The sequence below is a fragment of the Lysobacter antibioticus genome (assembly GCF_000731095.1).
Lineage (GTDB): Bacteria > Pseudomonadota > Gammaproteobacteria > Xanthomonadales > Xanthomonadaceae > Lysobacter > Lysobacter antibioticus_B.
On record NZ_JMTZ01000021.1, the window covers coordinates 98,343 to 122,943 of the forward strand.

At 68.8% G+C, this 24,601-nt stretch carries 22 protein-coding genes and 1 riboswitch; of the genes, 16 read left to right on the forward strand and 6 right to left on the reverse strand.

Annotated features, from left to right (window positions below; genetic code table 11):
- The first annotated feature begins 2 nt into the window (after positions 1-2).
- The 7 genes from EX88_RS0108435 (at position 3) to EX88_RS0108465 (ending at position 7,913) form a co-directional block, all read left to right on the forward strand.
- Positions 3-968, forward strand: coding sequence for a general secretion pathway protein GspK (locus tag EX88_RS0108435; RefSeq protein ID WP_081930768.1), 966 nt, complete (start codon positions 3-5; stop codon positions 966-968).
- Entirely contained in the window at positions 965-2,137 is a 1,173-nt protein-coding gene (locus EX88_RS0108440; RefSeq protein WP_051884751.1) for a PilN domain-containing protein, read from the forward strand. Before EX88_RS0108435 ends, EX88_RS0108440 begins: the two co-directional genes overlap by 4 nt.
- Positions 2,127-2,792 carry a type II secretion system protein GspM gene (gspM, locus tag EX88_RS0108445; RefSeq protein WP_031371561.1) on the forward strand — a complete coding sequence of 222 codons (666 nt, stop codon included), beginning with the start codon at positions 2,127-2,129 and terminating at the stop codon, positions 2,790-2,792. Before EX88_RS0108440 ends, gspM begins: the two co-directional genes overlap by 11 nt.
- A complete protein-coding gene (locus EX88_RS0108450) occupies positions 2,782-3,612 on the forward strand; it encodes a hypothetical protein (protein ID WP_031371562.1) in 831 nt (276 codons plus the stop codon). The genes gspM and EX88_RS0108450 overlap by 11 nt, the downstream gene beginning before the upstream one ends.
- 9 nt (positions 3,613-3,621) lie before the next feature.
- The gene (gene gspD, locus EX88_RS0108455) at positions 3,622-5,865 is read left to right on the forward strand and encodes a type II secretion system secretin GspD (RefSeq protein ID WP_051884753.1); all 2,244 of its coding nucleotides are present in this window, start codon (positions 3,622-3,624) and stop codon (positions 5,863-5,865) included.
- Between the two features lie 304 nt (positions 5,866-6,169).
- Complete coding sequence (locus EX88_RS0108460; protein WP_031371564.1) at positions 6,170-7,009, forward strand: glycosyltransferase family 2 protein; 840 nt, start codon at positions 6,170-6,172, stop codon at positions 7,007-7,009.
- On the forward strand, positions 6,993-7,913 hold the full coding sequence (locus tag EX88_RS0108465) for a glycosyltransferase (RefSeq protein WP_430536900.1): 921 nt from the start codon (positions 6,993-6,995) through the stop codon (positions 7,911-7,913). The genes EX88_RS0108460 and EX88_RS0108465 overlap by 17 nt, the downstream gene beginning before the upstream one ends.
- Positions 7,914-8,330: 417 nt before the next feature.
- Here EX88_RS0108465 and EX88_RS0108470 read toward each other — a convergent pair whose 3' ends face one another.
- Entirely contained in the window at positions 8,331-9,377 is a 1,047-nt protein-coding gene (locus tag EX88_RS0108470; protein WP_031371566.1) for an MBL fold metallo-hydrolase, read from the reverse strand.
- Between the two features lie 244 nt (positions 9,378-9,621).
- Here EX88_RS0108470 and EX88_RS0108475 point away from each other — a divergent pair, with 244 nt between their 5' ends.
- Positions 9,622-10,431: a hypothetical protein gene (locus EX88_RS0108475; RefSeq protein ID WP_031371567.1), complete on the forward strand. Its 810-nt coding sequence runs from the start codon at positions 9,622-9,624 to the stop codon at positions 10,429-10,431.
- A 33-nt stretch (positions 10,432-10,464) separates the two neighbouring features.
- Here EX88_RS0108475 and pyrF read toward each other — a convergent pair whose 3' ends face one another.
- The 5 genes from pyrF to lpxO form a co-directional block, all read right to left on the reverse strand.
- Entirely contained in the window at positions 10,465-11,277 is an 813-nt protein-coding gene (gene pyrF, locus EX88_RS0108480; protein WP_031371568.1) for an orotidine-5'-phosphate decarboxylase, read from the reverse strand.
- A gap of 155 nt (positions 11,278-11,432) precedes the next feature.
- The gene (map, locus tag EX88_RS0108485) at positions 11,433-12,170 is read right to left on the reverse strand and encodes a type I methionyl aminopeptidase (protein ID WP_031371569.1); all 738 of its coding nucleotides are present in this window, start codon (positions 12,168-12,170) and stop codon (positions 11,433-11,435) included.
- Positions 12,171-12,247: 77 nt separating this feature from the next.
- Positions 12,248-12,658: a hypothetical protein gene (locus EX88_RS0108490; RefSeq protein WP_031371570.1), complete on the reverse strand. Its 411-nt coding sequence runs from the start codon at positions 12,656-12,658 to the stop codon at positions 12,248-12,250.
- 256 nt (positions 12,659-12,914) lie between these two features.
- Positions 12,915-14,576, reverse strand: a complete 1,662-nt coding sequence (ettA, locus tag EX88_RS0108495) for an energy-dependent translational throttle protein EttA (protein ID WP_031371571.1) — start codon at positions 14,574-14,576, stop codon at positions 12,915-12,917.
- A 291-nt stretch (positions 14,577-14,867) separates the two neighbouring features.
- Positions 14,868-15,773, reverse strand: coding sequence for a lipid A hydroxylase LpxO (gene lpxO / locus EX88_RS0108500; RefSeq protein WP_031371572.1), 906 nt, complete (start codon positions 15,771-15,773; stop codon positions 14,868-14,870).
- A gap of 223 nt (positions 15,774-15,996) precedes the next feature.
- Here lpxO and glyA point away from each other — a divergent pair, with 223 nt between their 5' ends.
- From glyA to ribB, 8 genes are all read left to right on the forward strand, one after another.
- A complete protein-coding gene (gene glyA / locus EX88_RS0108505; RefSeq protein ID WP_031371573.1) occupies positions 15,997-17,250 on the forward strand; it encodes a serine hydroxymethyltransferase in 1,254 nt (417 codons plus the stop codon).
- A gap of 142 nt (positions 17,251-17,392) precedes the next feature.
- On the forward strand, positions 17,393-17,911 hold the full coding sequence (gene nrdR, locus EX88_RS0108510; RefSeq protein ID WP_031371574.1) for a transcriptional regulator NrdR: 519 nt from the start codon (positions 17,393-17,395) through the stop codon (positions 17,909-17,911).
- A gap of 49 nt (positions 17,912-17,960) precedes the next feature.
- Positions 17,961-19,166, forward strand: a complete 1,206-nt coding sequence (locus EX88_RS24415) for a hypothetical protein (RefSeq protein ID WP_051884755.1) — start codon at positions 17,961-17,963, stop codon at positions 19,164-19,166.
- A 64-nt stretch (positions 19,167-19,230) separates the two neighbouring features.
- Entirely contained in the window at positions 19,231-20,052 is an 822-nt protein-coding gene (locus EX88_RS0108520; protein WP_152566171.1) for a hypothetical protein, read from the forward strand.
- Positions 20,049-21,167: a bifunctional diaminohydroxyphosphoribosylaminopyrimidine deaminase/5-amino-6-(5-phosphoribosylamino)uracil reductase RibD gene (gene ribD / locus EX88_RS0108525; protein ID WP_031371577.1), complete on the forward strand. Its 1,119-nt coding sequence runs from the start codon at positions 20,049-20,051 to the stop codon at positions 21,165-21,167. Before EX88_RS0108520 ends, ribD begins: the two co-directional genes overlap by 4 nt.
- Before the next feature lie 171 nt (positions 21,168-21,338).
- Positions 21,339-22,115, forward strand: a complete 777-nt coding sequence (locus EX88_RS0108530) for a class I SAM-dependent methyltransferase (RefSeq protein WP_031371578.1) — start codon at positions 21,339-21,341, stop codon at positions 22,113-22,115.
- A gap of 261 nt (positions 22,116-22,376) precedes the next feature.
- A riboswitch (FMN riboswitch) is annotated at positions 22,377-22,545 on the forward strand.
- Positions 22,546-22,711: 166 nt separating this feature from the next.
- Positions 22,712-23,335 carry a riboflavin synthase gene (locus tag EX88_RS0108535; RefSeq protein WP_031371579.1) on the forward strand — a complete coding sequence of 208 codons (624 nt, stop codon included), beginning with the start codon at positions 22,712-22,714 and terminating at the stop codon, positions 23,333-23,335.
- A complete protein-coding gene (gene ribB, locus EX88_RS0108540) occupies positions 23,332-24,492 on the forward strand; it encodes a 3,4-dihydroxy-2-butanone-4-phosphate synthase (RefSeq protein WP_031371580.1) in 1,161 nt (386 codons plus the stop codon). Before EX88_RS0108535 ends, ribB begins: the two co-directional genes overlap by 4 nt.
- The last annotated feature ends 109 nt before the right edge of the window (positions 24,493-24,601 follow it).

Below are 24,601 nucleotides of genomic sequence, written 5' to 3' on the forward strand. Positions count from 1 at the left end.
CGATGACGACGGCAGACGGCATCGCGCGGCGCGCGGCGCAGCGGCCGGTCTGCGTTGGAAAACGTCGCGATGCGACAACCGCGTCCCGGCGATCGCGTGGTGCGGCGCTGCTTTTGGTGCTGTGGGTGATCGCTCTGCTGACTGCGCTGATTGGCGCATTCGCGTTGTCGGCACGCACCGAGAACTTGCAAGGGCGGGTGCTGGTGCGCGGCCTGGTCGCGCAGAACGCCGCCCGGGCCGGGCTCGAGTACGCGATGACGCGAGTCGCGATGACCGACTCCAAGCTGCAGTGGCAGCCCGATGGGCGCCCGAACCCGTGGCGCTTCGGCGAGGCCAAGCTCGAGATCAAGATCGTCGACGAGAACGGCAAGGTCGACCTCAATCAGGGCGATTTCGCCTTGTTGACCGCGTTGATCCAGGGCGTCGGCGGGATGGAGCAGGGCGAGGCCGCGCGCCTGGCCGCGGCCATCCTCGACTGGCGCGATGCCGACACCTTGACCCAACCCGCAGGCGGCGCCGAAGACGCCGACTATGCGTCCGCCGGCCGCCCTTACGGCGCCAAGGATGCCGAATTCGAAAGCGTTGCGGAGTTGGAACAAGTGCTGGGCATGACGCCGGCCTTGTATGCCAAGATCGAGCCGCTGGTCACGGTTTACAGCGGTCGCACGCGCCCGGAGCCGGCGTTCGCAGCGAAGGAAGTATTGGATGCTATGGGAATGAACGGCGCCCAGCTCGTAGAGCAACGGCGCAGAACGCCGCCCGGGTCACAGTTGACGGGTGCGCAAGTCGGCGGCGAACTCGCTGGTCTCGTCGGCGAACGCAGCGGCACCTATAGTATCGACAGCCATGCACGGCTAGCGGATGGCCGTGAATCGGTATTGCGAGTGGTTGTGCGTGCAGGGGGGAGTTCCGTTCCCGGAATGGCCTATACACCGCTGCGTTGGGAGGAGGGAGCTTCGTCACGATGAACTCGCAGGTTGCCGAAAGCCGGTTGGGGGAAAACCGGTTCAGACGTTTAAGCGCGCGCTTCGCACCCGGAGCGGGCGGCTTCTTCTCGTGGTGGGGACGCACCCTGGCCTCGTGGTTGCCGTTGCGCATGCGCCAGGCCTTGGGCGTGGATCGCGGCCGTTTACTATTGCAGGTCGACGGCGACAGCGTGCACCTGCGTCTGCAGCAGGCCAACGAGGTGCGCGACTTGGCCGTGCTGCCGAGCCTGGCCGATTTGAATGCGCCGGCCGGGGCCATCGCCGCCGATCCGCTGGCGCCGTTGCTGCCGCCGCGTGTCGGCGAATTGCCGCGCTGGCTGCTGTTGCCGCCGGCCGCGAGCCTGCGTCGGCGCCTGACCTTGCCGGCCGCCGCGGCCGACCGCCTGCGCGACGTGGTCGGTTTCGAGATCGACCGCCAGACCCCTTTCACCGCCGACGCCGTCGCCTACGACGCGCGCGTGCTGGCCCGCCGCGACGGCGACGGCCAGCTCGACGCCGAATTGGTGGCGGTGCCGCGCCAGTCGCTGGACCCGCAGCTCGTCGCGATCGGGCCGCTGGCCTCGACCCTGTCCGGGATCGAGGTCGCCGGCGCCGACGGCGTGCCGCTCGGGGTCAACCTGCTGCCGCCGTCGCAGCGCCGTACCCGCAGCGACCCCTTCCGTTACTGGAACCTGGCCCTGGCCGCGGTCGCGCTGTTCGCGCTCGCCGCCGCGATGTGGCAGGTGCTCGAGAACCGCCGCGCGGCCACCCAGACCTTGCAGCAGACCATCGCCAAGAACGCCAACGCCGCGCGTCAGGCAGCGACCCAGCGCCAGTTGCTGGTCGACTTGATCGACGGCCAGGCCTTCCTCGACCGCACCCGCGCCGCGCGCCCAAGCACGGTCGAGGTGATCGACGAACTCAGCCGCCGCTTGCCCGATTCGACCTATCTGGAGAAGCTCGCGATCGAGGACGAAAGCCTGCTGATGATCGGCCTGAGCCGCGAGGCTTCGTCGCTGATCGGCAAGTTGCAGGGCACCAAGCTGTGGCGCTCGCCGGCCCTGACCGGTGCGGTCCAGCCCGACCCGGCGACGAGCCGCGACCGTTTCACCCTGACCGCCGAGATCGGACCGCCCAAGCAGCAGACCCCGGAGGCCGCGCGTGAGCAGTAACTGGCGTACCTGGGCCGCCGACCGCGAGCGCTGGCTCGCGCTGGGCCTGCTGTTGGCCGCGCTGGCGATCGCCTATGCGGTGCTGGTCCACCCGTGGTGGACGGTGCCGATGATGGAAGCCGGCGAACAGATCGACAATCTGCAAGAGCGCGAACTGCGCCAGCGCATGGAGCTCAAGCAGGCCCCGCAGATCCGCCTGCGCCTGGAGGAAGTGCGCAAGCAGCAGGCCAGCCGTCCCGGCTTCCTGCCCGAGGCCACCGCCGAACTCGCCACCGCCGGCCTGGTCCAGCGTCTGGAGACCGTGGTGCTGGAGGCCAGCCCCGGCAACCGCAGTTGCGGCATCGTCAATCGCTCGCCGTTGGCCGAGCCGCGGCGCGACCGCTACGCGCGCGTGGTGGTGCAGGTGCGCTTGCGCTGCGGTGCGCCCGAGACCGCGGCGGTGCTGCACTCGCTCGAAAGCGGCTCGCCGCGGTTGTTCGTCGGCAACCTCAACCTGTTGTCGACGCGCGGCTACTTCGTGCCCGGCACCGCCGGTCCGGCCAACGACGGTGGCCTCGACGTCAGCTTCGATCTGTACGGCTACCTGCGCCCGAGCCCGGCGCCGGCGGCCGCATCCAATGCCAACCCAGCGGCGGTGACTTCCAATGCGCCTTGACGACGCCAGCCCGCGCACCTGGCTGCTGGCCACCGCCGCCGGCTGGGCGCTGTTGACCTGGGTGCTGGCGCTCGCCGGCATGGGCCGCAGCGTCGATCCGCTCGATGAAGACCCCAGCCTGGTCAAGGCCCTGCCGCAGGTACGCAAGAGCGCGACCGACGCGCTCGGCCCCCTGAGCAAGTACGGCGAAATCGCCGCGCGCCCCTTGTTCGTCGACGACCGCCGGCCCAAGCCCTTCTTCATGCAGGGCAAGGGCGAGGGCGAGAACCAGGCCGCCGCGTTCGACTACCTGCTGACCAGCGTGCTGATCACCCCGCAGTTGTCGATGGCCTTCCTGCAGCCGGCCGACGGCAGCGAGTCGGTGCGGGTCAAGCTGGGCGAGGTGCCCGAGTCGCACCCGGCCTGGCGCCTGACTTCGCTGGAGCCGCGCCGGGCCGTGTTCGAAGGGCCGGAAGGCCGCCGCGAACTCGACCTGCGCGTATTCAACGGCCAGGGCGGCGAACCGCCGACCGCGATCGCCCCGCCGCAGCCCGGCAGCGCGCCGCAACCGGGCGTGCGTCCGGTGCCGCCTCCGCCGATGCCGGTGCCTTCGCCGCAACCGCAATCGCAGACGAACCGGGCTTCCACGGTTTCGCAGGTGCCGCCTGCGCCGCCACCGCCGGTGCAGAACAAGCCCAACGAAGCCGGACAGACCGACAACAACGCATCCGCGCCGCTCACCGAGCAGGCGCAGATGGAAGCCATCCGCAAGCGGATCGAAGCGCGTCGCGCGCAACTGCGGCAGCAACAAGCCGCTCAACCACCGGCCAACACGCCGTAGAGTGAACGCATGAAGCTACGTCCCCAGCAATACGCCTCTCACGCACTGGTTGCGGCGATCATCGCCTCGCAGCTGGCCTCGTGCGCCAGTGTGATGTCGCCGCGGCTGCATCGCGACGGCGATCCGGCCTCTCTCAAGGGACCCCAGGGCGAGGATGCCCGCGCCCGGTTGGTCCGCGACGGCGTCGTCCAGCAGCCGCTGGAGGGGCAGGCCGACGAGGAAGGTCCGAAGGCGCAGATCCGCCGCGGCACCGGCCAGGTCATCAACCGCAGCGCCGCCGCGGCGCCGCCGCCGGGCCTGGGCGCGACCAACGGCACCGCCACCTTCAACTTCGAAGGCGAGTCGGTGCATGCGGTGGCCAAGGCCATCCTCGGCGACATGCTCGGCCAGAACTACGTGATCGCGCCGGGCGTGCAGGGCACCGTGACCCTGGGTACGCCCAAGCCGGTCAGCGCCGCGGAGGCGCTGAACCTGCTCGAGATGGTGCTGAGCTGGAACAACGCGCGCCTGGTCTACACCGGTGGGCGCTACAACATCGTTCCGTCCGACCAGGCCCTGGCCGGCAACGTCGCGCCGCGCACCGGCTCGGCCACGGCCGCGCGCGGCTTCGAAGTGCGCACGGTACCGCTGAAGTTCATCTCGGCCACCGAGATGGAAAAGATCCTCAAGCCGTATGCGCGCCCGAACGCGATCGTCACCGTCGACAACTCGCGCAACGTGATCAGCGTCGGCGGCACCCGCGCCGAACTCGAAAACTACCTGCGCACGATCGAAGTGTTCGACGTCGACTGGCTGTCCGGCATGTCGGTCGGCGTGTTCCCGTTGCAGTCGGGCAAGGCCACCAAGGTCGTGGCCGACCTGGAAAAAGTGTTCGGCGAACAGAGCAAGTCGCCGGTCTCGGGCATGTTCCGCTTCATGCCGCTGGAAGGCGCCAACGCGGTCATGGTGATCACCCCGCAGGCCGATTACCTCGACGACATCAAGGACTGGCTCGACCGCATCGACAGCGCCGGCGACAACGTCCAGTTGTTCACCCTGGAACTCAAATACATCAAGGCCAAGGATCTCGCCGACCGCCTTGCCGAAGTGTACGGCTCCAACCGCAGCGGCAACGGCGGCGGCGACAACGGCCCGCCTTCGCTGATGCCGGGCCTGGAATCGGTCGAGCTGCGCGACAGCGACAACGGCTCCAGCGCCGACATCGGCAAGAGCGGCAGTGACTCGGGCTCCAGCGGCGGCGGCCTCGGCAGCGGCGCATCGCTGGGCTCGCGCCAGTCCGGCAACGGCTCGGTCACCCTCGAGGTCGACGGCGCCAAGGTCGGCGTATCGGCGGTCGAGGAAACCAATTCGATCCTGGTGCGCAGCAGCCCGCAGGCCTGGAAATCGATCCGCGACGTCATCCAGAAGCTCGACGTGATGCCGATGCAGGTGCACATCGAGGCCCAGGTGGCCGAGGTCGAACTCGGCGGCGCGCTCGAATACGGTGTGCAGTGGTTCCTCGACCGCGCCACCATCGACAACGGCTTCGGCGACCTCAACCGCAGCACCAATCCGGCGGTGCCGCCGAAGTGGAGCACGGTTGCGGCGAGCATCGGCGGCGTCAGCGGCAACGGCCTGTCGTGGTCGCTGATCAAGAACAACGCCGCGGCCATCCTCAAGGCCCTGGACTCGGTCACCGACGTGCATATGCTGCAGACGCCGTCGCTGTTGGTGCGCAACAACGCCGAGGGTTCGCTCAACGTCGGCACCAAGATCCCGATCGAATCGGTCTCGGTCAATGCCGGCACCGGCAACAACAACACCGTCAGCCAGGTGCAGTACCTGGACACCGGCGTGATCCTCAAGGTGCGCCCGCGGGTGAGCCGCGACGGCATGGTGTTCATGGACATCGTCCAGGAAGTCAGCTCGGTCGGCCCACGGCTTAACAACAACAGCCCCAACGTCACCGTCAACACCCGCAAGCTCAAGACCGAGGCAGCGGTGCAGAGCGGCGAGACGGTCATGCTGGCCGGCTTGATCAACGACGAAACCCGGCGCAGCTCGGGCGGGCTGCCGGGTCTGAGCCGCATTCCGATAATCGGCGCGGTGTTCGGCTCGCAGAAGTCGGCGACCACGCGTCGCGAAACCATCATCCTGTTGACCCCGACCCTGGTGCGCAACCCGCAGGAGTCGCGCGACCTGACCGACGAATACAGCCGCCGCTTCCGCGCGATGGAGCCGCTGCAATCCAAGCAGCCTAAACCGAGGAAGTAAGCCTCGCGCTGTGCGGTGTTTGATGCGGGGTGTTTGACTGGGGCCGGCTTGCCGGCCCCATTGCTGTGCAGGCCGTCGCCGGCTTGCCGGCTCCATTGCGCCGCGGGCCGTAGCCGACACGCCGCCCGAGTGCTTTGTGCGTGACCGACGATACGACGACGCCGTCGTGATCCGGCTTCAGGTCGAATACGTACCGCTATGTCCGCCGCCCGTCACTGCTGGAACCAACGATCGGTCGCCGTGCCGGCGATGCGCGCGGTGGCGTGGGCTATGGGACCATGCGGCTTCGTGATAGAACCCCGCCATGACTGAATTGCCCATCGTCGTAGTGCCGGTCGGTGCCGACGACGACGCACTCGATGCCTGCCTCGCCGCACTGGAGCTGTGCACGCCGCCGGGTGCGCGGGTGTGGCTGGCCGACGACGCCCGCGCCGGGCCCCGCGGCTACGCGATCGTCGAGCGCTGGCTTAAGCGCACCGCGCTCAAGGCCGACTACAGCCGCCGTCAGCGCAGCCTGGGCGAAGTCGCGCACCTGGACGAAGTGCTGAGCGTTTGCGGCGACGCCGACGTCGCGGTGCTCGCGCCCGACGCGGTGCCGGCGCCGGGCTGGCTGTCGCGCCTGAGCGCCTGCCTGGCCGCCGACGGCGCCATCGCCTCGGCCACGCCCTGGTGCAACGCCGGCGAAGCCGCGGCCTGGCCGCGGATCGGCGAAATCGCCCCCTTGCCCGACGCCGAAGACGCAGAACGCCTGTCGCGGGCCTTGCAGCAGATGCCGGCCCTGCATCCGGAACTGCCGGCCGCGATCGGCCACGCCGTGCTGTTGCGCGGCAGCGCCCGCCGCCGCGCCGGCGGCCTCGACGCGGCGAGCTACGGCTCCTGGTATGCGGCCCTGACCGACCTGTCCCTGCGCCTGTCCGGACTGGGCTGGCGCAACGTGTTGTGCGATACCGCCTATGTCGCGCGCGGCGGCGAAGGCCGGCCCAGCGACGGCGACATGGACGCGCTGGCCGCGCGCTGGCCGGACTGGCATGCGCGCCTGGCGAATTTCCTCATGGACGACCCTCTGCGCGAGCTGCGCCAACAACTCGCCGAACGCCTCGAGCGCGTCGGCCCACCGGAACCGCAACGTGATCTCTTTCTCTGACCCCGGCCAGGCGCGCACCGACGCCGGCGAGCGCGCGCCGGCTGTCAACGAGCCTGCTCTCAAGGCGATCGTGGTCACCTACCGCAGCGCGGCGACGATCGACGAATGCCTGAGCCGGTTGCGCAACAGTCTCGGCGTCCGGGCGATCCGCGTCGTCGACAACCAGTCCGACGACGGCACTCTCGACATCGTCCAGCGCCACGCCTCCGCCGACCCGCGCCTGCGCTTCATCGCCAACCCGGACAACCCAGGCTTCTCGGTCGGTTGCAACCAGGGCGCGGCCGACCTGGAGCCGTCGGCGGACGAGGACGACTGGCTGGTATTCGTCAACCCCGACTGCATGGTCGAGCGCGACACCCTGCTGCAACTGCACGCCCTGGCGGCGCCGCTCGGCGAGGCCCTGGTCAGCGCCGACCTGATCAACGAACAGGGCGAGCGCGATGTCGCCGTGCGCCGCCGCGACCCCGATTTCGGCGCGATGCTGGCCGGCCTGCTGCGTCCGTCGGCGGCGCCGAAGATGGCGGTCGCGCCCGACGATGCGCAGCCGTTGCAGCTGGTCGAGGCGACCTCGGGCGCGCTGATGCTGATGCCCAGGCGCCTGTTCGCGCGCATCGGCGGCTTCGACGAAGGCTATCGCCTGCACGCCGAAGACCTCGACCTGTGCCGGCGCGTGCGCGAAGCCGGTGCGATCGTGGCGGTGGCCAATCGCGTCCGCGTCGTGCACGTGCGCGGCGTGTCGAGCCGTTCGCGGCCGTTCTTCGTCGAGTGGCACAAGCATCGCGGCTTGTGGCGCTATTTCCGCAAGTTCGAGGCCTCGCGCCGCGGCGCGCTGGTGCGCGCCGGCGTGTTCGCGGCGATCTGGGGGCGCTTTCCGATTGCGGCCTTGCGGGCGTGGTGGCGTTGAGCTGAGGCGCTGTACCTCGCCGTCGTCCACGTTCTGCTTAGCCCCTCTTCAGCACACGCGCGAGGAATGGCGCGACGGCTCTTGAGGCTGCATGTGCCAGGCGAATTCCGTCGCGTGCGCCCTCATCCGCGCTCCGCGCACCTTCTCCCGCAGGCGGGAGGAGGGCAAGGCGAAGCATCGCTTGCAACGGATCATCCGCTCGCTTCGATCCTCTCCACAGATCGTGTTCTAGCCCCTCTCCCGCTTGCGGGGTGAGGGGGCGCGTCTGCGAGCCACTGGTTCGCACGGCTCCGAACGCCCGAACGCTATGCGTCCGGGCCGGGACGGAAGCGCAGTCTGCACGGCCTGCGATGCAACCGTGTCCTCATCCGCACTGCACACCTTCTTCGACAAGCGGGAGAAGGGAGGGCTGTACCCTCACAACTCCATCAAATCGCGTCCGATCACCAAGCGCCCGGCGAAATACGGCGCGACCGCTGCGCGCCAGACTTCGTCGGTGAGCGATGCATCGCCGCCCGGCACGAAGTGGCTCAATACCAGGGTCTTCACGCCGGCTTCGGTTGCGAGGCGGCCGACCTGTTCGGTGGTGGTGTGGCTGTCGAGCAGATGCTGGCGCAGGCGCCCGGCCTGGGCTTCGCTGGCGATCAGGCGTTCCAGCGCGGGCAGGTACATGACCTCGTGCACCAGCATGTCGGCGCCGCGCGCCAGCTCGACCAGGGCCGGCGACGGCCGGGTGTCGCCGGAGAAGACGATCGAGCGGTCCGGGCAGTCGAAGCGGTACGCGAAGGCCGGCGCCATCGGCGGGTGATCGACCAGGGCCGCGGTCACTTTGACCCGCTCGTCGCGCATCACTACGCCGCCGCGGCGCAGTTCGTGCGGACGAATCAGCGGCGCCAGCGGCGGGCGGCCTTCGTCGGCGATGCGGATGCGGATGTCCTCGGCGTTGAGCTGCAGGAAGCGCCGGGTCATGCGCACGAGCGGCGGCGGGCCCCAGGTGCCGACCGGCCGGCGCAGGTCGGCGGCCCAGGCCAGCAACAACAGATTGCCGTAGTCGGCGTTGTGGTCGGAATGGTGATGGGTGAGGAAGACCTCGCGGATCGCGCCGAGCGCCAACCCGGCCAGGGCCATCTGGCGGGCGACGCCGTTGCCGCAGTCGACGATGTAGACCGCGTCGTCGACGACCACCGCCTGTGCTGGCGCCGCGCGCAGCGCCTTCGGGGTGGGGCCGCCGGCGGTGCCGAGCAGGATCAGGCGCGAGCGTGCGGTCGTGTCCACGGGCGCGGCCAATGCGGCGCGCTGCTTCGGCGCGGCGAGCGCGGAGCGCCAGTTCGGCGCAGCGAGTGCGGAGTGACAGCTCGGCGCGGCGAGCGCGGAGCGCCAGTTCGGCGCAGCGAGTGCGCCGAGACCCAAGGCGCCGGCGGCGGCTAGAAAGCGTCTGCGGGAGAGGGTGTCGATGGCGGCCATGGCGACAGCCTAATGCCTGCGGCCCGGGCTCGATCACATCGGCCGGGACGTATCTGGAGCGGCGCTCGCTAGCGGCCTGTGCCGCCAGTCGGAAAATGCAGCGCCGCGCCGCTGCGGGCTTGAACCCGGCCGTATAGTCGGTCGGGCGACCACAGGGGGTCGGTCAGTCGACAGGGAGTCGGTGATGTCTATCTTCAGCAGGTGGTTCGGTACTAAGCCAGACGGTTCGGAAAATGCGGCACCGATGGACCTGGTGACCTTCGCCGAGCGCTACGCCGCGGCGGTGCGCGCGGCCTGGCCCGAGGCCCGGGTCGAGATCGGGCACGGCGCGGCGACCGCCGATACCCGGGTCGACTGGAGCCTGCCGGACGGCTTCAAGGCCACCCATTTCCTCGGCAACAGTTATCTGCGTTATCTCGGCGCGCCGCAGGAGCTCGAAGCGATCTTCGCCGAGCAACTGGCCGGCGCGCGCGCGATCCAACGCGATTTCGTCAGCGGCCCCGAGGCCGCGAATGCGGTGATCCTGCCGGTGCTGAAGACGCGCGGCTGGCACGAGACCGCGCTGCAGCAGGCGCGTTCGTTCGGCAGCGAATCGATGCTGCCCTTCATCGTCGAGCCCTTGGCCGGCGATCTGGTCCTGACCTATGTCGAGGACACGCCGGATTCGATGAGTTTCCTGTCGCCGTCCGAGGCCGAGCGCCGCGGTTTCGACCGCGAGACTTTGTACACCCAGGCGCTCGACAACCTGACCCGTTTCCTGCCCGAACTCGACGTGCAGGGCGGCGGCGGGCGTTATGTCGCCCGGCTCGACCGCAACTACGACGCCAGCATGGTGCTGCTGTTCGACCGCTGGCGCGACCGCATCGAGATCAAGGGCGATCCGGTGTTCGCGATCGCCGCACGCGACGAGCTGATGCTGTGCGGCAGCGAGGACGACGACAGCGTCGCTTCGTTGCGCGACATCGCCGACGAGATCGCGCTGTCGTCGAGCTACAACCTGTCGCGCGCCTTGTTCATCCACCGCGACGGCGGCCTGCAAGTGTTCGCCAGCTAAGCTCGGTGGCGTAGACGCAGGTTCGGCGGCGGCTCAGCGGTAGCGGTTGATTTCGTCGCGCAGGGATTTCGCCGCCGCAGCCGAGGCGGCGGCATAGTCGTCGCCGTTGGAGGCGTAGAGGATCGCGCGCGAGCTGCTGACCATCAGGCCGGTGCCGTCTGCGGTCTTGGCATTGCTCACCACCGCCTCGACGTCGCCGCCTTGCGCGCCGACGCCGGGTACCAGGAACGGCACCTCGCCGACGATCGCGCGTACTTCGCGCAGCTGCGACGGCCAGGTCGCGCCGACCACGAGCGCGCAATTGCCGTGGCCGTTCCATTCGCGTGCGACCTTCTCGGCGACGTGCTGGTAGAGCGGGCGGCCGGCGACTTCGAGGTCCTGCAGGTCGCCGGCGCCGGGATTGGAGGTGCGGCACAGCACGACCACGCCGCGGTCGGCGCGGTCGAGGAAGGGCTGGACCGAATCGCGGCCGAGATAGGGGTTGGCGGTGACCGCATCGGCGCCGTAGCGGTCGAAGGCTTCGGTGACGTAGTGCTGGGCGGTGCTGCCGATGTCGCCGCGCTTGCTGTCGAGGATCACCGGGATGCCGGGATGGTTCGCGTGCGCGTAGGCGATCAGGCGGGCGAGCGCGTCTTCGGCGCGCAGTGCGGCGAAATGCGCGATCTGCGGCTTGAATGCGCAGGCGTATTCGGCGGTGGCGTCGATGATGTCGCGGTTGAAGGCGAACACCGCATCGGCGTCGCCGGCGAAACGCGCCGGAAACTTCGCCGGCTCGGGATCGAGGCCGACGCAGACGAGAGTGCCGGCCTGTTGCCAGCGTTGACGCAATGCCTGCATGAAGCTCATCGATGCGATTCCTCGTGGTGATGCCGTGCTTGGGTTGGTTGCAAACCCGGCTGTTTCATTTCTATGTCTGTGCCGGGATTAGCGTCCCGACGCCGCTGTACGCTTATCGATTCCCGATTCCCGATTCCCGATTCCCGATTCCCGATTCCCGGCCCTCAAGTCACGATGATCGGCGCGCCGTGGGTGACCACGACGGTGTGTTCGAACTGCGCGGCATAACCGCGGCGGCAACGCATCGCCCAGCCGTCGTCGCCTTCGTCGACCTGGGTGCAATGGGTGGCCAGGAAGGGTTCGATCGTGATCACCATGCCGTCGTGCAGCCGGCGGGTATCGCGCGGATCGTAGTAGCCGGGAATGCTGCCGGGCGCTTCGTGCAGCGAACGGCCCACGCCGTGGCTGCCGAGGTTGCGGATCACCCGGAAACCGCGCCGTGCGGCGATGCCTTCGACGGTGCGGCCGATGCTGTTGATCAGGTTGCCGGCGCGCAACTGCGCGATCGCCGCGTCGCGAGCCTCGCGCGTGGCATCGAGCAGGCGCTGTTGCGCCTCGCTGGCGGTGCCGACCACGAAGCTGCCGCCGGTGTCGGCGAAGTAGCCGTCGAGCTCGGCCGAAACGTCGATGTTGACCAGGTCGCCGTCGCGCAGCACGGTGCCGTCGGGAATACCGTGGGCGGCGACCGCGTTGATGCTGATGCAGGTCGCGCCGGGGAAATCGTAGGTCAGTGCCGGCGCCGAGCGCGCGCCGGCCGCGCGCATCATCTGCGCGCCGATCGCATCGAGGTCGCGCGAGACCGCACCGGCCACCGCGGCTTCGCGCATGGTCGCCAGAATGCCCGACACCAGCGCGCCCGCGCGGCGCAGCCCTTCGAGTTCGTAAGCTTGTTCGACGGTCATGATGCGCTCCTCGGTCGGTGGGGGAGGCAGGGCGGCGGCGATCGGTCGGTGCGCATCGTTCGTATCGGGCCTCGGCCTCAGGCCAGCGCGCGGACCAGCATCGCCATCGCCGCGCTGGCGACGGTGGTGATCGAGGCGATGATCGCACTGTCCTTGAGGCTGGTGTGCAAAGCCAGCATGAAGGCGGCGACGAACGAGCCCGACAACATGACGAGGATCGCGATCGCAGCGAGACCTTCGAACTGGGTGATGCCGGTGGACAGGCCGAAACTGAGCAGGCCGAAGATCGCCAGCAGCGGTAGCGCTGCGGCCCAGATCACCGCCTTGGCCGCCTCGCTCCAACCTGTTTCCAGGCCGACGGCCTTATCGGCCGCGACCCGCACCACCGCGGTGGTGACCAGGAACCAAGCCGCGAATTTCATCGCCGCCTCGGGCGCGAAGGCGAGAAAGGCGATGAAGCACAGCAGTGGAAGCAGGACGGCAGGCATGTGCGGACCGGTGGGCGTAGTGGCGATGGCGGGTCTGGCCCGGGTTCGCATCGGGCGATAGGTGGGCAAGGCCCGGTCGTCGCGGCGAGAGCGCGAACCCGCGTCCCGTCGTTCCGGCGAATGCCGGCGCCGATCTCGATCTGCGCTGCGCGGGTTTTGCCGCGCAGGCTCGGGACGGGCGAAAACGACGGACGCCCCGTCGTCGGGATCGATGCGGCCAAGCCGCCCGCGCGCTGAGCGCGGGCGGCCCGGAGCCTTACTTCAGCGCCTTGAAGCGCAGGCGGTGCGGACGTGCGCCTTCTTCGCCGAGGCGACGCTTCTTGTCGTCCTCGTATTCGCGGTAGTTGCCCTGGAAGAACTCCACGTGCGAATCGCCTTCGAAGGCGAGGATGTGGGTGGCGATGCGGTCGAGGAACCAGCGGTCATGCGAGATGACCACCGCGCAACCCGGGAACTCCAGCAAGGCGTCTTCGAGCGCGCGCAGGGTTTCGACGTCGAGGTCGTTGGACGGTTCGTCGAGCAGCAGCACGTTGCCGCCCTGCAGCAGGGTCTTGGCCAGGTGCAGACGGCCGCGTTCGCCGCCCGACAGCGAGCCGACCATCTTCTGCTGGTCCTGGCCCTTGAAGTTGAAGCGGCCGATGTAGGCGCGCGACTGGATCTCGACGCCGTTGATGTTGAGGATGTCGGCGCCGCCGGAGACTTCCTGGAAGACGTTGTGGTTGCCTTCGAGCTTGTCGCGGCTCTGGTCGACGTAGGCGATCTTGGTGCTCGGGCCCTTGACGATCTCGCCGGTGTCCGGGGTTTCCTGGCCGGTGATCATCTTGAACAGGGTCGACTTGCCGGCGCCGTTGGGGCCGATGATGCCGACGATCGCGCCCGGCGGAATGATGAAGCTCAGGTCGTCGATGAGCAGGCGGTCGCCGAAGGACTTGGAGACGTTCTTGAACTCGATCACCGAATTGCCCAGGCGCTCGCCCGGCGGGATGAAGATTTCGTTGGTCTCGTTGCGGCGCTGGTACTCGACCGAGTTGAGTTCTTCGAAGCGGGCCAGACGGGCCTTGCCCTTGCTGCGGCCGCCCTTGGCGTTGCTGCGCACCCACTCGAGTTCCTTGGCCAGCGCCTTCTGGCGCGCCTTCTCGGTGTTTTCTTCCTGCTTCAGGCGCTCGGACTTCTGCTCCAGCCACGCGGTGTAGTTGCCCTTCCACGGAATGCCGCGGCCGCGGTCGAGTTCGAGAATCCACTCGGCGGCGTTTTCGAGGAAGTAGCGATCGTGGGTCACCGCCACCACGGTGCCGGTGTAGCGCGCCAGGAACTGCTCCAGCCATTCGACCGATTCGGCGTCGAGGTGGTTGGTCGGTTCGTCGAGCAGCAGCATGTCGGGCTTCTGCAGCAGCAGCTGGCACAGCGCGACGCGGCGCTTCTCGCCGCCCGACAGCTTGCCGATGATCGCGTCCCACGGCGGCAGGCGCAGCGCGTCGGCGGCGACTTCCAACTGATGCTCGAGCGTGTGCGCATCGCCGGAGGCGAGGATCGCTTCCAGGCGCTGCTGCTCGGCGGCGAGCTTGTCGAAGTCGGCGCCTTCTTCGGCGTAGGCCTCGTAGATCTTGTCGAGCGCGGCCTGCGCGCTGAGCACGTCGCCGACGCCCACTTCGACCGCTTCGCGCACGGTTTGGGTGGGGTCGAGCTGCGGTTCCTGGGCCAGGTAACCGACCTTGATGCCGGTGGCCGGGCGCGCTTCGCCGCTGAAATCGGTATCGACGCCGGCCATGATCTTCAGCACCGTCGACTTGCCCGCGCCGTTGAGGCCGAGCAGACCGATCTTGGCGCCGGGGAAGAACGACAGCGAGATGTCCTTGATGATCTGACGCTTCGGCGGCACGGTCTTGCTGACGCCGTTCATGGTGTAGATGTATTGCATGCGGGCTCCGAAGCATGGACGCGCCGAGCCGGGCCGAGGGATGGCCTGGGGCGGGGCGGGAAACCGCGATTATCCCGCAGGCGCTGGCTGCGTTCCAGCGCGAGGGCCGGCGGGATAGGGCGGGTGTAGCGGGACGGGGAGCCGCCGAGAGCCCGCAGACGAGGCCCGGAAAGGGCCGCTGGGGGCTGTACGGTGGCCGGATCGGCGCCTCAGGCGGCCGGCGCCTCGTTGCGGACAGGGCTGGAGAGATCGAAAGCCTTGCCGTGCCTGGGTTCAGCTTCGCCGACGGGGTTACAGCCAGACGATCAGCGCGATGACGCCGGCGACCAGGGCGTACTTGAGCGCGTAATACGTGCCCTTGCTGCGCGCCCGCAAGGCCTTGGTCTTCAGGCGCAGGGCATAGAAATACTTGAACAGGCGGTTGATGCCGCCGGTCTTGTCGCCTTCCATGTTCGGCGATGCGCCCGCGGCGATCAGGTTCTTGGCGATGAACCGGTTCAGGCCGCGCGCCCAGCCCCAGCGCATCGGCCGCTCGATGTCGCAGAACAGGATGATGCGGTTCTGCTCGGAACCGTTCTGGGCCCAGTGGATATAGGTCTCGTCGAACATGGTCCATTCGCCGTCGCGCCAGCTGTAGCGGGTGCCGTCGACGTCGATGAAGCAGGCGTCGTCGTTGGGCGTGTCCAGGCCCAGGTGCAGGCGCAGCGAGCCGGCATAGGGGTCGCGGTGCGGGCGCAGCTCGCCGCCGGGCGGCAGCTCGGTGAACATCGCCGCCTTGACCCCGGGGATCTGCCGCAGCAGCTCGGTGGTGACCGGGCACAGCTCGGCCGCCGAGGGGTGGGCGTCGTCGTACCACTTCAGGTAAAAGCGCTTCCAGCCGCGGCGGAAGAACGAGTTGAAGCCGACGTCGTTGTAGCCGTCGGCGGCCTTGATCTGCTGGATCGCGCGCAGATGCAGGGCTTCGGCGCGGATGTCGCGCCAGCGCGCGCGCAGCGGTTCGAGCTCGGGGAAATGCTGGTCCGGGCTCAGGAAAGCGGTGGTCGGCACGCGCGAGCAGGCGTACATCAGCACGTTGACCGGCGCCATGAAGGTCGAGTGGTCGAGCAATTGGCGGCCAAGACGGTGGCGTACGCGGCCGCGCAGGTGCACGTACACCGCGCTGGCGAGGAACAGGAAAACGAAGACCCATTTCACGATCGGGACATCCAGAAGCAAGGCAGGGGAGGCGGCGGAGCGCGCAGGCTGTATTGTCCGTCGGCGCCGGGGCCGGCGGCAGCCCCGCTTTGGCGGTTGGCCGCCATACGCCCCTAGGCTAACATTTCAAGTCTTACGTCAAGCCCGCCCGCGGATCCACACGGCCCGGCCTGATGCGAGGTTCCCCCTCCCTCCCGTCCGTACTCTCCCCTCCCGAGGCCGCGTAATGTTCCCGAGCCACACCCGTATTGCCGGATTTGACGATGAACTCGCCCAGGCCATCGCCGCCGAGGTCCGTCGCCAGGAAGACCACGTCGAGCTGATCGCCTCGGAAAACTACGCCAGCCCGCGCGTCCTCGAAGCCCAGGGCAGTGTCCTGACCAACAAGTACGCCGAGGGCTATCCGGGCAAGCGCTATTACGGCGGTTGCGAATTCGTCGACATCGCCGAGCAGCTGGCGATCGACCGCGTCAAGGAACTGTTCGGCGCCGACTACGCCAACGTCCAGCCGCATTCGGGCTCGCAGGCCAATCAGGCGGTGTATTTCGCCCTGCTCAACCCGGGCGACACCATCCTCGGCATGAGCCTGGCCCACGGCGGCCACCTCACCCACGGCGCCAAGGTCAATGCCAGCGGCAAGCTGTTCAACGCCGTGCAGTACGGCGTCAACGACCAGGGCCTGATCGATTACGACGAAGTCGAGCGCCTGGCGGTCGAGCACAAGCCGAAGATGGTCGTGGCCGGCTTCAGCGCCTATTCGCAGGTCGTCGACTGGGCGCGTTTCCGCGCCATCGCCGACAAGATCGGCGCCATCCTGTTCGTCGACATGGCCCACGTCGCCGGTCTGATCGCCGCGGGCGTCTACCCGAGCCCGGTGCCGCACGCCCACGTCGTCACCTCGACCACCCACAAGACCCTGCGCGGCCCGCGCGGCGGCATCATCGTCGCCAAGGACCCGTCCGAGGACCTGGTCAAGAAGCTGCAGAGCATCGTTTTCCCGGGCATCCAGGGCGGTCCGCTGATGCACGTGATCGCGGCCAAGGCGGTCGCGTTCAAGGAAGCGCTGGAGCCGGAATTCAAGGAATACCAAGCGCAGGTGGTCAAGAACGCCCAGGCGATGGCCAAGACCATCACCGCGCGCGGTTACAAGATCGTCTCCGGCGGCACCCAGAACCACCTGATGCTGGTCGACATGATCGGCAAGGGCATCACCGGCAAGGACGCGGAAGCCGCGCTGGGCCTGGCCCACATCACGGTCAACAAGAACGCCGTGCCGAACGACCCGCAGAAGCCTTTCGTGACCTCGGGCCTGCGCATCGGCACCCCGGCGGTCACCACCCGCGGCTACAAGGAAGCCGATTGCGTCGCCCTGGCCGAATGGATCTGCGACGTGCTCGACAACCCGAAGGACGAAAAGGTCATTGCCGGGGTACGCGAGAACGTGACCAAGCAGTGCGCCCAGTTCCCGGTGTACGGCTGAAGGCGAGTAACGAGTGATGAAGAGTGAGGAACGAGTAAGAACAACTGCCTCGTGGCTTGTTCTTATCGCAGGTTCAGAGGACAGTGGTCAAACCTTCGGCTTTTCCACTCGTTTCTCACTCCTTTCAACTCATTCCTAGCCCATGCATTGCCCCTTCTGCCAGCACCAGGACACCCGCGTCATCGATTCGCGGGTGTCCGACGACGGCGCGACGATCCGCCGCCGTCGCGTCTGCGAGGCTTGCGGGGAGCGTTTCAGCACGATCGAGACGATCGAACTCAAGCTGCCGGTCATCATCAAGGGCGACGGCCGCCGCGAGGCCTTCGACGCGCGAAAGCTGCGCGCCGGTTTCGACCGCGCCCTGCAGAAGCGGCCGGTCTCGGAAGAACAGATCGAATCGGCGGTACGCGCGGTAGTCCACCAACTGCGCATGACCGCCGAGCGCGAACTCGCTTCGCGCCGGGTCGGCGAGTTCGTCATGGCCGAGCTGCGCAAGCTCGATCACGTCGGCTACGTGCGCTTCGCCTCGGTGTATCGCTCGTTCGAGGACGTCGCCGATTTCCGCGAAGAGCTCGACCGGCTCGAACGCGACATACCGGGCGAGGGGCAACTGCCCTTGCTCGGCGAGGACGAGCCGCGTCCGGACAAGAAGAGGCGCTGAGCGCATCGGCCGACGCGGGCCATTGTTACGCGGCGAAGGGAGTTCGCGCATGTTGAAGGCATACCGATCCGCACTGCTGCCCGCCTTGTTGATGCTGGCCCTGCTGCCGTGCTGGGCCTTCGCGACCGATCCGACCGATCCGATCGAGGAGCGGCAGCGCGCGGCGCTGGCCGGCCACTATTACCTGGAAGGCGCCGACGACGCCGGTTCGGAGCTGGTGCTCGAGCCCGACGGACGTTTCCAATGGAGCCTCAGCTACGGCTTGATGGTCGAGTCGGCCAGCGGCCAGTGGAACGTCGGCGGCAACGGCATCGTGCTGAGCGTGCAAGCGCCCGCGCGCGAGCAGACGGTGTTCTCGCTCGACCAGGTCGTGGCCTGGACGCCGGACGCGCAAAAGCGCCTGGAGGAGTTCGCGGTAGAACGGCAAGACGCTTTGATCGAGGAAGCCTGCGGTTACTTGAAGACCTACCGGTCCGGTTCGGAATATGCCGAGTTGCTTGCGGCCAGCTTGCCCGAGGCCGATCCGGCCGATCGCGCGGGCCGCAGCGCCGCCGAAGCCTCGCTGGCGCCGGCGCTGGCGGCGCTCGAACAATCGCGGCTGGCGCTGGAAGCGACGGCTGCGCAGACGAAGCCGAAAGCCTGGCAAGCGCCGCCGCCGAGCAATGCGGCCTCGGCTGCAGCGGCTGCGGCGGGCGCTGAAGAAGACGGCGCAGAACAAGACGGTGCGCTTGAAGACGGCACGCTCGAAGACAGTCAGGTCGCGGCGGATATCGCGGTGCGCACCTATCTGCAGCGGCTCGAGCAAGTCGGCGCACTGCACGCGGCCGCGGGCCGCGCCATGCCGAAGCAGCCCGCTCCGCGATTCGACCGCGAACGCTGCCTCGACCCGGCGGCCAAGGCCGATGGGCGCGGCGGCTATGCGCTCGTGATCGGCGACCCGCAGCGCGGCTACCGGGCCCAGGGGATCGGCGTCGAGTTCGTGTATTCCGACGGCCGCAGCGAGCGCACCGAAACCAGCCCGGGCGGTTGGGCCCTGGCGGTGCGGCGTCCCGGCGTGCGACTCGTCCAGGCGATCCTGCAACCCGCCGACCGTCCGCGCGAAACCCTGGCGCTGGACGAAAGCAAAGGCCGCATTTTCGCGATACGCCTGGACACCGCCGCGGCGATGCCCGCCTCGTTCGAACAACTCATCCTGACCCAGGACGGCGGCGATCTGATCGCACCCCGAATACCCGGCCGTTATGTGCGGCATTGAGTGTCTGCAGGAGGATGCGATGAACGATGGGACCGCCACGCGAGATGGCATCAGGGCCGCGGTCGTGCAGACCGGCGCCGATCGATCCACGCGACGCCGAAGCCCTGCGGTTTACGCCAATGCGCTCGCCGTGATCGCGTGCTTCGCGCTTCCGGCGAACTCCGCCGTCGCCGCTTGCGAACCGGCCGACGCGGCGCTGGCGGGGGCTTATGCCGGTATCGAAGCGAAGACGGCGCCGCGCCTGCAGTTGAACCGGGACGGCAGCTTCCGCATGCGCGAGGTGCCGATGCCCGGCATGGACGTGGCCGGCTGCTGGCAACGCAGCGAGCAAACCGTCGTGCTGGTGGAGCGCGCGCCCGACAGCGAGAACGGACTCCGGCGCAAGCTGCCGCCGCCGTTGACCGAAGCCGATCTGAACGAGGTGCGCGGCGACGGCATCGGCACCCTGCAGCAGGCCGTCGACGCGGGTCTGCTGCCGCCGGGGGCTTGGTGGGCGCATCGGCCGCGTAGGCCCGGCGAAACGCTGCGGCTGAAGGTTTACGAGCCGCGCTATGGTCTGGCGGTGGGCGATGCCAAGGCCATGCTGCGATTGGCCGATGGCCGAGTGGTCGAGCAAAGCGCAGTGCAGGGCGCCGATGGCGAGTTCGAGTTCGACGCCTTGCCCGCCGACGCCGCGGTGAAGGCGATCGGCGTACGCTTCCCCGAGCAGCCCGATACGCCACGCTGGCTGACGGTGGACGACCCGACCAAGCTGCTGTACCTGATCGAGTTCGACGCGCAGGCCACCGGCGCGGCCGAAGGCGGCGTGATGACGCTGACCGTGCAGGCCGACCGCAGTCTGATCTCCGATTTCCCCGACGCCACCCACTTCAAGCGCGCACCATGACCCTAGCATTCACCGCCATCGATCACCTCCACATGGCCCGCGCGTTGCGCCTGGCCGAGAAAGGCGCCTACACCACCAAGCCCAATCCCATGGTCGGTTGCGTGATCGCGCATGGCGATGAGGTGGTCGGCGAAGGCTGGCACGAGCGCGCCGGCGAGCCGCATGCGGAAGTGCATGCGCTGCGCGCGGCCGGCGAGCGCGCACGCGGCGCGACCGCCTACGTGACCTTGGAACCCTGCGCCCACACCGGACGCACCGGGCCGTGCAGCGAGGCCTTGATCGGCGCCGGTGTCGCCCGCGTGGTCGCGGCGATGCGCGACCCGTTCCCGCAGGTGGACGGCGCCGGTTTCGCGAAACTGCAGGCGGCCGGCATCGAAGTCGCAAGCGGTTTGATGGAAGCGCAGGCGCGTGCGCTCAATCGCGGCTTCCTGTCGCGCATCGAGCGCGGCCGGCCGTGGTTGCGGGTCAAGCTGGCGACCAGCCTGGATGGGCGCAGCGCGCTCGCCAGCGGCGAATCCAAGTGGATCAGCGGCGAGGCCTCGCGCCTGGACGTGCAGCATTGGCGTGCGCGCGCCGGTGCGATCGTGACCGGCGCCGGCACCGTGCTCGCCGACGATCCCTCGCTGACCGTGCGCCTCGGCGACGACACCGCCTTCGTCGCGCCCTTGCGGGTGGTGCTCGATCCGGGCCTGGCCACGGTCGCGCGCGGCCGTGTGCGCGAAGGCGATGCGCCGACCCTGTACCTGCATGCGCCCGACGCCAAGCCGCCGCGCGGCTTCGCCGCCCAGCATGCGGCGGTGCCGATGCGCGAGGGGCGGATCGACCTGGAAGCGGTGCTCAAGCTGCTCGCCGAGCGCGGCGTCAACGAGATCCAGCTCGAAGCCGGCGCGACCCTGGCCGGCGCCTTCCTCGCCGGCGGTTGGGTCGACGAGGTCCTGCTGTACGTCGCACCGGTCTTGCTCGGCGAGAGCGCACGGCCCTTGTTCGACGGGCTCGGCATCGAAGCGATGAAGGACAAACTGCGCCTCGACCTGGTCGACGTGCGCCGCATCGGCGAGGACACTCGCGTGCTGTTGCAGCCGCGGCGGGGGGAGCTAGGAACCAGGAGTGAGTAGTGAGGAGTGAGCGCAAGCCCGGGGGCGTCCGTTTTACTCACTTCTGACTTTTCCCTCCTCACTTCCTGCTTCTCTTGGGTGATGCAAGCTCGACGGCGGAAGCCGGGACCGGGCGAAAAGCTCGCCGCGTTTCGGCTCTGCTCACTCCTTACTCCTCACTCCTCACCTCCCATGAATCAAAACGCCTTCAAGGATCATTTCTCCGCGCTCGCCGGCGCCTATGCGGCGGCGCGGCCCGAGTATCCCGAGGCCTTGTTCGACCTGATCGCGGCCCAAGTGCCGGCGACGGCGCGGGTCTGGGAAGCCGGTTGCGGCAGCGGCCAGGCTACGCGCGGCCTGGCCGCGCGCTTCGCCCAGGTCCACGCGACCGAGCCGAGCGCGCAACAGATCGAACAACACTGGGCGCACGACGCGTCCCTGCGCGGCAGCGGCAACGTCAGCCTGGCGATCGAACCGGCCGAGCGCACCGACCAGGCCGACGCCAGCGTGCAGCTGATCGCGGTCGCGCAGGCGCTGCACTGGTTTGAGCGCGAGCGTTTTTTCGCCGAGTGCGAGCGGGTGTTGGCGCCCGGCGGCGTGCTCGCGGCCTGGGGCTACTGCGATTTCCTGGCTCCGGAAGGCATGGTCGGTGCGGTCGCCGACTTCCGCGAGCAGATCGAGGAGTACTGGCCGCCCGAGCGGGTCCAGATCGAACAGCGTTATGCCGGCTACGAATGGCCGTTCCCGGCCTTGCCGGCGCCGGCGCTGTGGCTGGAGGCGGAGTGGGGGCTGCGGCGCTTTCTCGGTTATTTGAACAGCATGTCGGCGACGGCGCGCTGCCGCGCGGCCACCGGCGAGGACCCGGTCGCGCGTCACAGGCCGGCGCTGTCGGCGGCCTGGGGCGCTTCGGGCGATATACGGACCCTGCAATGGCCGCTGTTCCTGCATTTGCGCCGCAAGCCGGGCTGAACGCCGGGGCGGGAGCGAGGCGGGGAGGCGTGGCGGGCTGCCGAGGCCGGCGCGGTCTGGCGGATGCCGCGGGCAGGGCCGGAAATCCGAGCGTTTCTTACGAGTATGCCTGAAGCCCATGTCGTCCAGGTCCGGCCAGGTCGGGCATGGCCGCAGCGCCATGGGCGGAACACTGCATCCGCAGCCGACCGCGGCGGACAACCGGCCCGGCGCGACCCGGGTGCTAAACTGCGCCCGCCGGTTCGCCGGCGCTTCATTACGTAACGTCTTCAGGGCGGGGCGAAACTCCCCACCGGCGGTAGGCGCGGTTACGCGCGAGCCCGCGAGCGCCTTCGGGCCGCGGTTCCGATTCGGGACCCGGCGCGGAGGGTCAGCAGATCCGGTCCGATGCCGGAGCCGACGGTCACAGTCCGGATGAAAGAAGACGGCTACGCGCGACTCCTCTCGCAAGAGCAGGGAGACCGAACCCGCGGCGACGCCGCGGGTCGTGCGTTGGCCATGCCTTGAGGCGTTTTTCGCTCACCATCATGCGGGAAACGTTTCATGACCCACTTCCATCGCGACACCGCAGCGGCGCTCCGCCAGGAGATCCGCTGATGTTCACCGGCATCATCGAAGGCGTCGGCTCGCTCGCCGCCAGCCAAGACCTCGGCGGCGACGTGCGCCTGCGCATCGCCACCGGCAGCCTCGATTTCAGCGCGCCCAAGCTCGGCGAGAGCATCGCCGTCAACGGCGTCTGCCTGACCGTGATTTCGTTCGACGAACGCTCGTTCGAGGCCGATGCCTCCACCGAGACCTTGTCGCTGACCACGCTCGGCGCGCTCAAGCACGGCGCCATCGTCAACCTCGAGCGGGCGATGCGCCCGACCGATCGCCTCGGCGGGCACATGGTCAGCGGCCACGTCGACGGCGTCGGCGCGGTGCTGAGCGTGCACGAAGACGCACGCGCCCAGCGCTGGCGCTTCCGCGCGCCGGCATCGCTGCTGCGCTACATCGCCAAGAAGGGTTCGATCTGCGTCGACGGCGTCAGCCTGACCGTCAACGAAGTCGACGACGAAGGCTTCGAGGTCGCCTTGATCCCGCACACCGTCGAGCACACCGCGTTCGCGCAGACCGCGGTCGGCGATGCGGTCAACCTGGAAATCGACCTGGTCGCGCGTTACGTCGAGCGCCTGCTCGGCGCCCGCGTCGACACCTTTGCCGCAGGAGCCGCTGCATGAATTTCGCGACCGTCCCCGAATTGCTCGAGGAAATCCGCGCCGGCCGCATGGTCGTGATCGTCGACGACGAAGACCGCGAGAACGAAGGCGACCTGATCATGGCCGCCGAACTGGTGCGCCCGGCCGACATCAACTTCATGGTCACGCATGCGCGCGGGCTGGTGTGTCTGTCGCTGATGCGCGAGCGCTGTCTGCAACTCGGCCTGGGGCCGATGGTGCGCGACAACACTTCCTCGCACCACACCAATTTCACCGTCAGCATCGAGGCCGCCGAAGGCGTGACCACCGGCATCTCGGCCTACGACCGCGCCCACACCGTGCGCACCGCGGTGCGCCCCGATGCCAAGCCCTCCGACCTGGCCCAGCCCGGTCACATCTTTCCGCTGATGTCGCAGCCCGGCGGTGTGCTCAGCCGCGCCGGCCACACCGAGGCGGCGAGCGATTTGGCCCTGCTCGCGGGCCTGGAACCGGCCGGCGTGCTGGTCGAGGTGCTCAACGCCGACGGCAGCATGGCGCGGCGCCCGCAGTTGGAGGCGTTCGCCGCCGAGCACGGGCTCAAGATCGGTTCGATCGAAGAGTTGATTCGCTATCGCCTCGCCACCGAGCACACGGTCGAGCGCGTCGATGCGCGCACCATAGACACCGAGCACGGGCCGTTCCGCCTGCTGAGCTATCGCGACCGCCTGACCCATGCCTTGCACTTCGCCCTGCAGCGCGGCGAGCCCGATGCCGACGTGCCGACGCTGGTGCGCGTGCACATCCAGAACCCGCTCGCCGATGCGCTGCATTGGCGCCGGCCGGACTTCGGTCCGGCGGTCGGCGACGTGCTGGCGGCGATCGCGCGCGAGGGCAGCGGCGCGTTGGTGGTGTTGGCCGATCACGCCGACGCCGACAGCCTGCTGGCGCGGGTGCGCGAGGCCGCACCCGAAGCCGCGCACGATGGCGCCGGCGGCGACGAGGCGGCCCACACCGTCGTGCCGGTGCCGACCCGCGGCCATGCATTAGCCGAGTGGCGCCGCAACGGCGCCGGCGGGCAGATCCTGGCCGACCTCGGCCTGGGCAAGCTGCGTGTGCTCGGCACCCCGCGCCGGCAGATCGGCCTGGCCGGCTTCGGCCTGGAAGTCGTCGAGTACGTCGACATCGCCAAGCTGGGCTGAGGCTTCAGGCCTGGGGCCGGCGGCCGCTCGCGGCGGCCGGCCCATCGCAGGCGTGGATTCCGTGCCGCGCCGGCCCGAGGCAACGGACTTGAGCGTTCCGTCCTCCGGC

What these genes read in the sequence shown, in the direction of transcription:
- EX88_RS0108435 (WP_081930768.1), top strand. Translation starts at nt 3, where the DNA reads ATGACGACGGCAGACGGCATCGCGCGGCGCGCGGCGCAGCGGCCGGTC.
- EX88_RS0108440 (WP_051884751.1), top strand. Translation starts at nt 965, where the DNA reads ATGAACTCGCAGGTTGCCGAAAGCCGGTTGGGGGAAAACCGGTTCAGA.
- EX88_RS0108450 (WP_031371562.1), top strand. Translation starts at nt 2,782, where the DNA reads ATGCGCCTTGACGACGCCAGCCCGCGCACCTGGCTGCTGGCCACCGCC.
- gspD (WP_051884753.1), top strand. Translation starts at nt 3,622, where the DNA reads ATGAAGCTACGTCCCCAGCAATACGCCTCTCACGCACTGGTTGCGGCG.
- EX88_RS0108460 (WP_031371564.1), top strand. Translation starts at nt 6,170, where the DNA reads ATGACTGAATTGCCCATCGTCGTAGTGCCGGTCGGTGCCGACGACGAC.
- EX88_RS0108470 (WP_031371566.1), bottom strand. Translation starts at nt 9,377, where the DNA reads ATGGCCGCCATCGACACCCTCTCCCGCAGACGCTTTCTAGCCGCCGCC.
- EX88_RS0108475 (WP_031371567.1), top strand. Translation starts at nt 9,622, where the DNA reads ATGGACCTGGTGACCTTCGCCGAGCGCTACGCCGCGGCGGTGCGCGCG.
- pyrF (WP_031371568.1), bottom strand. Translation starts at nt 11,277, where the DNA reads ATGAGCTTCATGCAGGCATTGCGTCAACGCTGGCAACAGGCCGGCACT.
- map (WP_031371569.1), bottom strand. Translation starts at nt 12,170, where the DNA reads ATGACCGTCGAACAAGCTTACGAACTCGAAGGGCTGCGCCGCGCGGGC.
- EX88_RS0108490 (WP_031371570.1), bottom strand. Translation starts at nt 12,658, where the DNA reads ATGCCTGCCGTCCTGCTTCCACTGCTGTGCTTCATCGCCTTTCTCGCC.
- ettA (WP_031371571.1), bottom strand. Translation starts at nt 14,576, where the DNA reads ATGCAATACATCTACACCATGAACGGCGTCAGCAAGACCGTGCCGCCG.
- glyA (WP_031371573.1), top strand. Translation starts at nt 15,997, where the DNA reads ATGTTCCCGAGCCACACCCGTATTGCCGGATTTGACGATGAACTCGCC.
- nrdR (WP_031371574.1), top strand. Translation starts at nt 17,393, where the DNA reads ATGCATTGCCCCTTCTGCCAGCACCAGGACACCCGCGTCATCGATTCG.
- EX88_RS24415 (WP_051884755.1), top strand. Translation starts at nt 17,961, where the DNA reads ATGTTGAAGGCATACCGATCCGCACTGCTGCCCGCCTTGTTGATGCTG.
- ribD (WP_031371577.1), top strand. Translation starts at nt 20,049, where the DNA reads ATGACCCTAGCATTCACCGCCATCGATCACCTCCACATGGCCCGCGCG.
- EX88_RS0108530 (WP_031371578.1), top strand. Translation starts at nt 21,339, where the DNA reads ATGAATCAAAACGCCTTCAAGGATCATTTCTCCGCGCTCGCCGGCGCC.
- EX88_RS0108535 (WP_031371579.1), top strand. Translation starts at nt 22,712, where the DNA reads ATGTTCACCGGCATCATCGAAGGCGTCGGCTCGCTCGCCGCCAGCCAA.
- ribB (WP_031371580.1), top strand. Translation starts at nt 23,332, where the DNA reads ATGAATTTCGCGACCGTCCCCGAATTGCTCGAGGAAATCCGCGCCGGC.